Origin of the sequence: Rhodopseudomonas sp. B29 (genome assembly GCF_000333455.1) — a bacterium.
Classification (GTDB): domain Bacteria; phylum Pseudomonadota; class Alphaproteobacteria; order Rhizobiales; family Xanthobacteraceae; genus Rhodopseudomonas.
In genome coordinates, this window is record NZ_BADD01000604.1 from 1 (window position 1) to 10,183 (window position 10,183).

Consider the following 10,183-nt stretch of genomic DNA (forward strand, 5'->3'; position numbering starts at 1 on the left):
CCGGACGCATCACCCAGGTCATCGGCGCCGTCGTCGACGTGCAGTTCGAAGGCCACCTGCCGGCCATTCTGAACGCGATCGAGACCAAGAACGGCGGCAACCGCCTGGTGCTCGAAGTCGCCCAGCATCTCGGCGAATCGACCGTCCGCACCATCGCGATGGACACCACCGAAGGTCTGGTGCGCGGCCAGGAAGTCACCGACACCGGCTCGCCCATCATGGTGCCGGTTGGCCTCGGCACGCTCGGCCGCATCATGAACGTCATCGGCGAGCCGGTCGACGAACAGGGCCCGGTTGCCAACGAGGGCCTGCGCCCGATCCACGCCGAAGCCCCGACCTACACCGACCAGTCGACCGAAGCTGAAATTCTCGTCACCGGCATCAAGGTCGTCGACCTGCTGGCGCCCTACGCCAAGGGCGGCAAGATTGGCCTGTTCGGCGGCGCCGGCGTCGGCAAGACCGTGCTGATTCAGGAACTGATCAACAACGTCGCCAAGGCGCACGGTGGTTACTCGGTGTTCGCCGGCGTCGGCGAGCGGACCCGCGAAGGTAACGACCTCTATCACGAGTTCATCGAATCCGGCGTCAACAAGAAGGGCGGCGGCGAAGGCTCCAAGTGCGCCCTGGTGTACGGCCAGATGAACGAGCCGCCCGGCGCCCGCGCCCGCGTCGCGCTGTCGGGTCTGACCGTTGCCGAACATTTCCGCGACCAGGGCCAGGACGTGCTGTTCTTCGTCGACAACATCTTCCGCTTCACCCAGGCGGGCTCGGAAGTTTCGGCGCTGCTCGGCCGTATTCCTTCGGCGGTGGGTTATCAGCCGACGCTCGCGACCGACATGGGCGCGCTGCAGGAGCGCATCACCACGACCAACAAGGGCTCGATCACTTCGGTGCAGGCGATCTACGTGCCGGCCGACGACTTGACCGACCCGGCGCCCGCCACCTCGTTCGCCCACTTGGACGCGACGACCGTGCTCAACCGCGCGATCTCGGAAAAGGGCATCTACCCGGCGGTGGACCCGCTCGACTCGACCTCGCGCATGCTGTCGCCGCTGATCGTCGGCGAAGAGCACTACCAGACCGCCCGTATGGTTCAGCAGGTGCTGCAGAAGTACAAGTCGCTGCAGGACATCATCGCCATTCTGGGCATGGACGAACTGTCCGAAGAGGACAAGCTCGCGGTGGCCCGCGCCCGCAAGATCGAGCGCTTCCTGTCGCAGCCGTTCTTCGTCGCCGAAATCTTCACCGGCTCGCCGGGCAAGTTCGTCGAACTCGCCGATACCATCAAGGGCTTCCGCGCGATCTGCGAAGGCAAGTACGACCACCTGCCGGAAGCGGCGTTCTACATGGTCGGCGCCATCGAAGAAGCCGTCGAGAAGGGCAAGAAGCTGGCTGCGGAAGCGGCCTAAGCTAACCACCGCACGTCATGGCCGGGCTCGACCCGGCCATCCATCGCTTAAGATGTTTTGACTGATGGACCCGCGGGTCAGGCCCGCGGGTGACCGCAGAGAGAGCAGCGAGAATGGCCACCTTCCACTTCGATCTGGTTTCGCCGGAACAAATCGCCTTCTCGGGCGAGGTCGATCAGGTCGACATTCCCGGCGCCGAGGGTGATTTCGGCGTGCTCGCCGGCCACGCTCCGGTGGTGTCGGTGATCCGTCCAGGCATCCTCACGGTGACGGCCGGCGGCAACCAGAAGAAGATCGTGGTGCTCGGCGGCATCGCCGAAGTCTCCGAGAAGGGTCTCACCGTGCTGGCCGACGTCGCCACCGCGGCGCCCGACATGGACCTGCAGGAGTTTGCCGCCACCATCCAGACGATGGAGCAGCAGCTGCCGCGCGCCCCCGGCGTTGAACTCGACAGCGCCATCGAACGCCTCGACCACTTCCGCGACGTCCAGCGCCAGCTGTCGACGACTGCGATGCACTGAGCCGCGGGCGGAGTTAGTAGTTTCGAACGGCCGGGCCCCGCCCGGCCGTTTCGTTTTAGACTAACGCTCTACCAAGACGTCATTGCAGGGCTTGACCCGGCAATCCATCTTCTTCCGAAGAGTGATGGATGCGCGGGCCAAGCCCGCGCATGACGGCTCGTGTTGAAAGGGCCTCGAGCTAATCTTGAGACGTCGCGAAGCGCGCGAAGCTACTCGCTACTTCGCGATACACCTCGCGCCGGAACGGTACCACGAGATCCGCGACCCTATCGAGCCGCTCCCAGCGCCACGCATCGAATTCCGGCGGCATGTCGTTGCGCACGGCGAGCGGATCGATCTCGGACTCATCACCTAAAAATCGCAGCGCAAACCACTTCTGGCGCTGGCCGCGAAAGATTGCCAATCGATGGGGTGGGCCATCGTAGGGTGGGAAGTCGTAAGTCACCCAATCGGTCTCACCGATGATCTCGGCCTTGGTGACGCCGGTCTCTTCCCACAGCTCACGCATCACCGCGACGGCTGGCTCTTCGCCTTCGTCGATGCCGCCCTGCGGCATCTGCCATTCGAGGCCCGGCAGCACGATCTCCGGTCCGTCGTCACGAAAGCGGCGGCCGATCAGCACCTGGCCCTGCGCGCTGAACAGCGCGATGCCGACGTTGCGCCGATACGGCAGCGCTGCAACGTCGCGCATGCTCACGACGCCAGCAATGTGCGGAAGTAAGCGATGGTCTCCTTCAGCCCATCTTCCAGCGCCACCTTCGGCTCCCAGCCGAGCTCACGCCGTGCCAGCGCGATGTCGGGCTGGCGCTGCTTCGGATCGTCCGACGGCAGCGGTAGATAGATCAGCTTCGATTTCGAACCTGTCAGCGCGATCACCCGCTCCGCCAGTTCGCGGATGCTGAATTCAACCGGGTTACCGAGATTGACCGGGCCGATGAAGTCTTCACCGGTCGCCATCAGCCGGGCGATGCCGTCGAGCAGGTCGGTGACGTAGCAGAACGAGCGCGTCTGGCTGCCGTCCCCGTACAGCGTGATGTCGGCGTTCTGCAGTGCCTGGACGATAAAGTTCGACACCACGCGCCCGTCGTTCGGATGCATCCGCGGCCCGTAGGTGTTGAAGATCCGCGCGACCTTGATGCGCACCTTGTGCTGGCGGTGATAATCGAAGAACAGCGTTTCGGCGGCACGCTTGCCTTCGTCGTAGCAGGCGCGGATGCCGCGTGGATTGACGTTGCCCCAATAGTCCTCGGTTTGCGGATGCACGGTCGGGTCGCCATAGACTTCGCTGGTCGAAGCCTGGAAGATCTTGGCGCGTGTCCGCTTGGCCAAGCCCAGCATGTTGATGGCGCCGTGCACGCTGGTCTTCAGCGTCTGCACCGGGTCGTGCTGGTAGTGGATCGGTGAGGCCGGGCAGGCGAGATTGTAGATGTCGTCGACTTCGACATAGAGCGGGAAGGTGACGTCGTGGCGCATCACCTCGAAGCGCGGCGTGTTCACCAGATGCTCGATGTTGCGCCGCCAGCCGGTGAAGTAATTATCGACGCACAGCACCTCGTGGCCTTCGGCCAGGAGCTTGTCGCACAGATGCGAGCCGATGAAACCGGCTCCGCCGCTGACCAGAATTCGCCTTGACTGTCGCATCGCTTGTCCCGGCAACCTGGGCGGTCGCGCGAAGCGCGCATAACCCATTGCCTTTGCGTGTGAATCGAGCGCGTCGCGGAGCCGCGGCGAGCTTCTGCCGCCGCATTGAATGGCAAGAAACCCCATGCTAGGCAAGCCGCCAACCGGCCGGTGCCGGGCACATTCGCGCGCAAGGCGGCATCCGCGATCGCTCTGCCCTCATCCGCATCTTTGCACCACCCGCAGGCGATTTCGCGCATGACCGCGTCCGTGGACACCTCCCAGCTTCGCATCCTCGAGATCGGCGGCGGCTACTTCAAACTGCAATATCCCGAGCGCACCACCTGTCTGTGGACCGCGATGCGCCCGACCGACGATTTCGGACCGCTCGACGGCTGGTCGACGCCGACGCGTGTACTGCGTGAGCTGCGGGCCGCCGGCGAAGGCCGCTATGATGTCGTCGTGGTCAACACGTTGCGCTATTCGCCGTGGCACCCGCGCTATTGGACCCGCGGCATCTTCTACACGCCGACCGACCCTTGGGCGTCGATCTCCCGCCAATTCGGCCCGGCGATCCTGCGCTATGCCAAGGTGCCGGTGCCGCTGGTCGCGGTCGAGATGGACGACTCCTTCGGCATCTCGAAGAGCAGCGTGTTCCTGCTCGATAAGGCCAAGCTGTTCTTCAAGCGCGAGCTGCCGGCCGATGCATGGCAGGTGCTGTACGGCAGCGCGCATCCACATCTGCCGACGCTGCGCTACCGGCGCAATCCGAAATGGAAGCAGCGGATCGGCAAGCTGCGGCCGATCTCGTTGCCGCAATATCGCTTCGACGCGAAATGGCGCGACGCGCCGTTCCCGGAGAAGACGCACGACCTGTTTTTCGTCGGCGCCGTCGACGGCAATTCGACCGTGCGCGAAGCCGGTCTCGCCGAACTCGAGCATCTGCGCGCCCAGGGCGTCCGCATCGATCAGCCGACCGAGCGGCTGCCCTACGATGCGTTCATGGAGCGGATGTCGCAATCGTGGCTGGCTTGGTCGCCGGAAGGCATGGGCTGGGATTGCTATCGGCACTACGAAGCGCCGATCGTCCAGACCGTGCCGGTGATGAACAATCCCACCATCCTGCGCCACGCGCCGCTGCTACCGGGTCTTCACGGCGTGTACTACGACATCGAACCCGGCGGCCTCGCCCGCGCCGTGCAGGCGGCGCTGTCCGACAAGGACAAGCTGCGCGACATGGCCCTCGCCGGCCGCAGCCACGTGCTGACGCACCACACGCTGAAGGCGCACTGCGACCATATTCTGCAGCAGGCGATGGCTGGTTGATTACCTGCGGCCCATTGCAGCCGTCATCCTGAGGTGCGAGCGCAGCGAGCCTCGAAGGACGACGGCAACGCACGGCCTTCGTTGAGTCGGCGATTAGTTCAGAGAAATTGCCCGTGGTGGTCATCCTTCGAGGCGCGCAAGAGTGCGCACCTCAGGATGACGGCTGCGGTGTGTGGCGGCACTGATAGTAAGCCCGCCGCCAGCCTTACTACACCGCCACCGCAAGCTGCGAAAATTCCTGCACGACGCGTTCGTAGACCGGCCGCTTGAACGGCACGATCAGTTCCGGGAGGTTCTGCATCGGCTCCCAGCGCCAGGACGTGAACTCCGGCTTGTGGACGCCGCCGCCGGGGCTGGAGACGTTGATTTCGCTGTCCGAACCGGTGAAGCGCAGCGCGAACCATTTCTGCCGCTGGCCGCGATAGCGACCCTTCCAGGCGCGGCCTGCGACGGTGCGCGGGATGTCGTAGATCAGCCAGTCCGGCACCTCGCCGATCTTCTCGACCGAGCGGACGTTGGTTTCCTCGAACAGTTCACGCCTGGCGGCATCCCAGGTGTCTTCGCCGGGATCGACGCCGCCTTGAGGCATCTGCCAGACATGGGTGTCGTCGACATGTTCGATGCCACCGGCACGGCGGCCGATGAAGACGAGCCCTGCCCGATTGATCAGCGCCACGCCGACGCAGGTTCGATAGGGCAGCTCGTCATAGCGTGTCATTCCGTCAGAACCTCTCGTCGATCGGCCCGGTCGCGTCCGCGGCCGATCGATCGTTCATGATTTTGATTTCGTCATCGCTATTGTCAATGGCACAAGCAGTATCCCACGGCTTTCCAACGCTTTGCTCCAATTGACAATTCGTTCGATGCTGATGGGCAGCGCGGTGGCCACGCCGATGGCGTTTCCGCGCTCTTTGGCAATTGCTTCGAGACGCGCGAGCGCCTTGTCGATCTCGGCCCCGGTCGGCACAGCGTCGATGGTCAGGTCGGCGCGCCCGAACGGCATCGCCATCGACTGGGCCAGCGTGCCGGCGACGCTGCGCGGCGCGGTGCCGTCGTCGAGATAGCCGAGGCCGCGGCGGGCGGCGTCGCGGATGATCGGCTGCATCGCCGCGTCTGTGGCGACGAACTTGCCGCCCATGAAGTTGGAGATGCCGACATAGCCCTGGAAGCGGCTGAGATGCCAGGTCAGGCGGTCGATATTCTGCTCCGGCGCCGCCGAGGCCAGCAGTGTCTGCGGACCCGGATCATTGTCCGGATAGTCGAACGGCTCCATCGGGATCTGCAGCAGCACTTCGTGCCGGGCCACCCGTGCGGCGTCCACCAGCTTGCCGGGGTCGGAGCCATAGGGCGTGAACGCCAGAGCCACGGCGGCGGGCAGCTTCACCACCGCCTCATTGCTGCGCGCCGCACCGATGCCGAGACCAGTGATGACGATCGCGACGGTCGGCATCTTGGCAGCCTTGGCGCGGTCCGCGTCGGTCGCCGCCGCGTAAGCGGTGAACGGCTTCAGGCCGCCGGCCGCAACCGGGATCATGCCGTAACGGGATTGTTCGAGCAGCTTGGGGTTGATGCCGCTCGAGACCGGCGGCGCGGCTCTAGGATCGCCCGGCTCGGCGGCCTTGTCATCACCGCCCGAGGAGGGGATCACGACGTTTTGGCGAGCCCCGCTGGAGCCATCGATGATGGTGATGGTCTTCTGACCGGCGGCCGCGGCGTCTTTTTTGTCCTCGGCCTTGGCGGCGGGTTCAGCCGGCTTTCCGCCGTGCTCGGGCTTGGCTTCCGCCGGCTTGGCATCATCCGGTGCCGGCTTGATCTCGAGATGAGCGACCGGTTCTCCGCCGAGCTGATTGCGCCCGAAGATCGCAAAGCCGAGGAAGGCCAGGAGAAACACACCGAGCAGCGCGGCGATCGCCTGGGTGGCGGTGAATGGCAGCCGAAACTTGCGCCGGCGGGGACGCTTTTGACCCAGCGGTGTGCTCAGTTCGTCCGCCGTCACGGCCGCAATGCTCCCGAATCACTTGGCGGACGATACCACGCCGCAGGTCGGGGACGGCAGCAGGCCGCCGGTGGGGCGGCATATTCGGGTCGGCGGATGCGCGCTTCATCATCCGTCAAATCAAAAGGGCGGCCTCGCGGCCGCCCTCGGGAACTTCGAACCTGCTGTTTGGCAGCGATCAGTTCGCCGCCTTGTTGGCCGGCTTGTCGACCGCCGCCTTGTCGCCAGTGGCCTTGTCGTCCGTCGTCGTGTTGGAGGCGTTGGCCTTGATGCCGTGCAGCAGATCGTCCGCCGTCTTCAGCGCCTTGTCGTCCTTGGCGTCCGGCGGCACATAGGACTGCGAGCCGGTCTTCTCGTCGCCATCGGAGCCCTTCAGATGGCCGCGCAGCGAAGCCTCGCCCTTGGTGTCGGTCCGCGCCTTCAGATCGTCCGGCACGTCCTGCAGCACCTCGATATCCGGGGTGATGCCCTTGGCCTGAATCGACTTGCCGGACGGCGTGTAGTAACGCGCCGTGGTCAGGCGCAGCGCGCCATTGCCGCTGCCGAGCGGGATGATGGTCTGGACCGAACCCTTGCCGAACGAGCGGGTGCCGACCAGCGTCGCCCGCTTGTGATCCTGCAGCGCGCCAGCGACGATTTCCGAGGCCGAGGCGGAGCCGCCGTTGATCAGCACGATCAGCGGCTTGCCCTTGGTCAGGTCGCCCGGACGGGCGGAGCGGCGCTGGGTCTCTTCGGCATTGCGGCCGCGGGTGGAGACGATCTCGCCGCGATCCAGGAAAGTGTCGGACACGGTGACGGCTTCTTCGAGCAGGCCGCCCGGATTGTTGCGCAGATCGAGGATGAAGCCCTTCAGCTTGTCGGCGCCGATCTGGTTGGTGAGATTGCCGATCTCCTTCTTCAAGCCTTCGGTGGTCTGCTCGTTGAAGGTGGTGATGCGGATGTAGCCGATGTCGCCGGCTTCGACGTGAGCGCGCACCGAGCGGACGCGGATGTTGTCGCGCACCAGCGTCACTTCGATCGGATTGTCCTGGCCCTTGCGGACGATCTTGAGCTTGATCTTGGTGTTGATCGGGCCGCGCATCTTCTCGACCGCCTGGTTCAGGGTCAGGCCCTGCACCGGCTCGTCGTCGAGCGTGGTGATGATGTCGTTGGCCATGACGCCGGCCTTCGATGCCGGGGTGTCGTCGATCGGCGACACCACCTTGATCAGGCCGTCTTCCATGGTGACTTCGATGCCGAGGCCGCCGAACTCGCCGCGGGTCTGCACCTGCATGTCGCGGAAGCTCTTGGCGTCCATGTAGCTAGAATGCGGATCGAGGCCGCTGAGCATGCCGCTGATCGCCGACTCGATCAGCTTGGAGTCGTCCGGCTTCTCGACATAGTCGCTGCGCACGCGCTCGAACACGTCGCCGAACAGATTGAGCTGGCGATACGTGTCGGAGGTCGCGGCGCGCGCGCTCGACCCCATCAGCACGGCACGCGGCTGCGTGGCGAAGAGAGTCAGCGCAGCACCCGTGACGGCGCTGAGCAGAATTACCGAAGTCTTGCGCATCATCCGCGAACCTTTTCGCCTTCGTTTGCGGCCCACCACGGGCCGGGGTCTATGGGGGTGCCGTCCTTCCGGAACTCGATATAGAGCACGGGCTGGCTGACATTCGCCGCTAGTAGCGACGCGACCTGCGACGTCGATCCCATGGTTGCGACCGGCTCCCCCGTGAGCACGAACTGGCCGATATTGACCGATATGCGCTCCATCCCGGCGATCAAAACATGATACCCGCCACCGGCGTTGAGGATCAAGAGTTGACCATAGGAGCGAAACGGCCCGGCGTAGACGACCCAGCCGTCGCACGGAGTTGTGACCTGTGAACCCGGACGAGTGGCGATCGAGATGCCGCGCTCTGTGCCGCCGACGCCGTCGGGGCGGCCGAAATCGCGGATCTTGCTGCCGTTGACCGGAAGCGCCAGCATGCCCTTGGCGGACGCGAAGGCGATCGCGGGGCTGAGCCGGCCGGGGTCCTTCAGCGCTGCCAGATTGGCCATCGGAGCGCCCTTCTGGTTGGCGGTCGCTGCGGCCTTGGCGGCGCTCTTTAGTTCCTGTTCCATTTTGGCGATCAGCCCCTGCAGGCTGTCGACCTGCCGGGACAGCGTCAGGGCACGGCCGCGTTCGGATTCGATATCCTTCTCGACCGCGGCCTGCTTGCGCTGGCGCTCGTCGACGAAGGCGGCCAGGCGGGTCTGGTCGGCGGTCAGGCTGGCGTGGTCGGCGGCGAGCTTGTCGCGCTCTGCCGCGATCGCCTTGCGGACGGCGATCAGCTCGCCGAGATCGGTGGCGAGCTTGTCGGCACGGGCGCGCAGGTCCGGCACCACCGAGCCGAGCAGGATCGCGGTGCGCAGCGATTCCAGCGCGTCTTCGGGGCGGACCAGCAGCGCCGGTGGTGCGCGGCGGCCGGCGCGCTGCAATGCTGCCAGCACCTCGCCGATCTGGTCGCGGCGACGCTCCAGCGAGCCGCGCACTTCGGCTTCGCGGGCATCGAGCGGCTTTAGCCGCGCTTCAGTGTCGGCGATCCTGGTTTCGACGGCGCGCACCTTGGCGGCGACATCGATCAATTCCTGATTGAGCTTGGCGCGGTCGGCGCCGATCGCCGCCAGATCCGCCTTGAGCTTGTCCTGCTGCTCGGCCGCGCTTTTCTGCTGGGCGCGGGCGGCTTCGAGCTCCTGCTCGCGCTGGCGGATCAGGTCGGCGGTGAGCGGGGGCGTCGAAGGCGGCGGAGCCGGCGTCTGTGCGATCGCGATCGTCGCATCGGCCCAGACCAGCCCCGACACCAGAGCCGCCGACAATAGCGCGGCCACGCCGCGTCCGGCTGAGGCGTCGTCCCGGCAAAGCGGGGCTCGGAGCGTTGATGGACGCATCGGGTCGCGTAGGCGCCTTCTAAGCACGGTGATAAGGATGGCCCGCCAGTATCGTAGCGGCCCGGTAGAGTTGCTCGAGCAGCATCACCCGGACCATCTGATGTGGCCAAGTGGCCGCACCGAACGACAGGCACAGCTTGGCCTTGCGCCGCAATTCAGGCGAAAGTCCGTCCGCGCCGCCGATCACGAAAACGGTATCCGAGACCGCCTGATCGCGCCACTGCCCAAGCTGGGCGGCGAAGGCCGCGCTCGGCATGCTGCGGCCGGTTTCGTCCAGTACCACCAGTGCTGCATCTGCGGGAATGAGAGCCTGAATTGCGCCGGCCTCCTCGGCGATCCGCGCCGCCGGCTCGCGGGCGCGGCTCTCGGACAGTTCGCGAATGTCGAGGCTGCGAAAG

At 65.6% G+C, this 10,183-nt stretch carries 10 protein-coding genes; 3 read left to right on the forward strand and 7 right to left on the reverse strand.

Features of this window, described 5'->3' with window-relative positions; genetic code table 11:
* Positions 1 to 1,409: F0F1 ATP synthase subunit beta (atpD, locus tag I5M_RS21800; RefSeq protein WP_022723344.1), on the forward strand; the 1,409-nt coding region annotated here is incomplete at its 5' end.
* Between the two features lie 113 nt (positions 1,410 to 1,522).
* A complete protein-coding gene (locus tag I5M_RS21805; protein ID WP_022723345.1) occupies positions 1,523 to 1,930 on the forward strand; it encodes a F0F1 ATP synthase subunit epsilon in 408 nt (135 codons plus the stop codon).
* Between the two features lie 178 nt (positions 1,931 to 2,108).
* Here the strand turns inward: I5M_RS21805 and I5M_RS21810 are convergent, their stop codons facing one another.
* Positions 2,109 to 2,621, reverse strand: coding sequence for an RNA pyrophosphohydrolase (locus I5M_RS21810; protein WP_022723346.1), 513 nt, complete (start codon positions 2,619 to 2,621; stop codon positions 2,109 to 2,111).
* A gap of 2 nt (positions 2,622 to 2,623) precedes the next feature.
* Positions 2,624 to 3,571, reverse strand: coding sequence for a UDP-glucuronic acid decarboxylase family protein (locus I5M_RS21815; RefSeq protein WP_022723347.1), 948 nt, complete (start codon positions 3,569 to 3,571; stop codon positions 2,624 to 2,626).
* Between the two features lie 237 nt (positions 3,572 to 3,808).
* Here I5M_RS21815 and I5M_RS21820 point away from each other — a divergent pair, with 237 nt between their 5' ends.
* The gene (locus I5M_RS21820; RefSeq protein ID WP_022723348.1) at positions 3,809 to 4,876 is read left to right on the forward strand and encodes a glycosyltransferase; all 1,068 of its coding nucleotides are present in this window, start codon (positions 3,809 to 3,811) and stop codon (positions 4,874 to 4,876) included.
* Between the two features lie 208 nt (positions 4,877 to 5,084).
* Here I5M_RS21820 and I5M_RS21825 read toward each other — a convergent pair whose 3' ends face one another.
* From I5M_RS21825 to I5M_RS21845, 5 genes are all read right to left on the reverse strand, one after another.
* A complete protein-coding gene (locus I5M_RS21825; protein ID WP_022723349.1) occupies positions 5,085 to 5,594 on the reverse strand; it encodes an RNA pyrophosphohydrolase in 510 nt (169 codons plus the stop codon).
* A gap of 54 nt (positions 5,595 to 5,648) precedes the next feature.
* Positions 5,649 to 6,872: a divergent polysaccharide deacetylase family protein gene (locus I5M_RS21830; RefSeq protein ID WP_022723350.1), complete on the reverse strand. Its 1,224-nt coding sequence runs from the start codon at positions 6,870 to 6,872 to the stop codon at positions 5,649 to 5,651.
* Between the two features lie 178 nt (positions 6,873 to 7,050).
* On the reverse strand, positions 7,051 to 8,427 hold the full coding sequence (locus I5M_RS21835) for a S41 family peptidase (RefSeq protein WP_022723351.1): 1,377 nt from the start codon (positions 8,425 to 8,427) through the stop codon (positions 7,051 to 7,053).
* Positions 8,424 to 9,785, reverse strand: coding sequence for a murein hydrolase activator EnvC (locus I5M_RS21840; protein ID WP_031337291.1), 1,362 nt, complete (start codon positions 9,783 to 9,785; stop codon positions 8,424 to 8,426). The genes I5M_RS21835 and I5M_RS21840 overlap by 4 nt, the downstream gene beginning before the upstream one ends.
* 19 nt (positions 9,786 to 9,804) lie before the next feature.
* On the reverse strand, positions 9,805 to 10,183 hold a 379-nt coding region (locus I5M_RS21845), incomplete at its 5' end, for a 23S rRNA (pseudouridine(1915)-N(3))-methyltransferase RlmH (protein ID WP_022723353.1).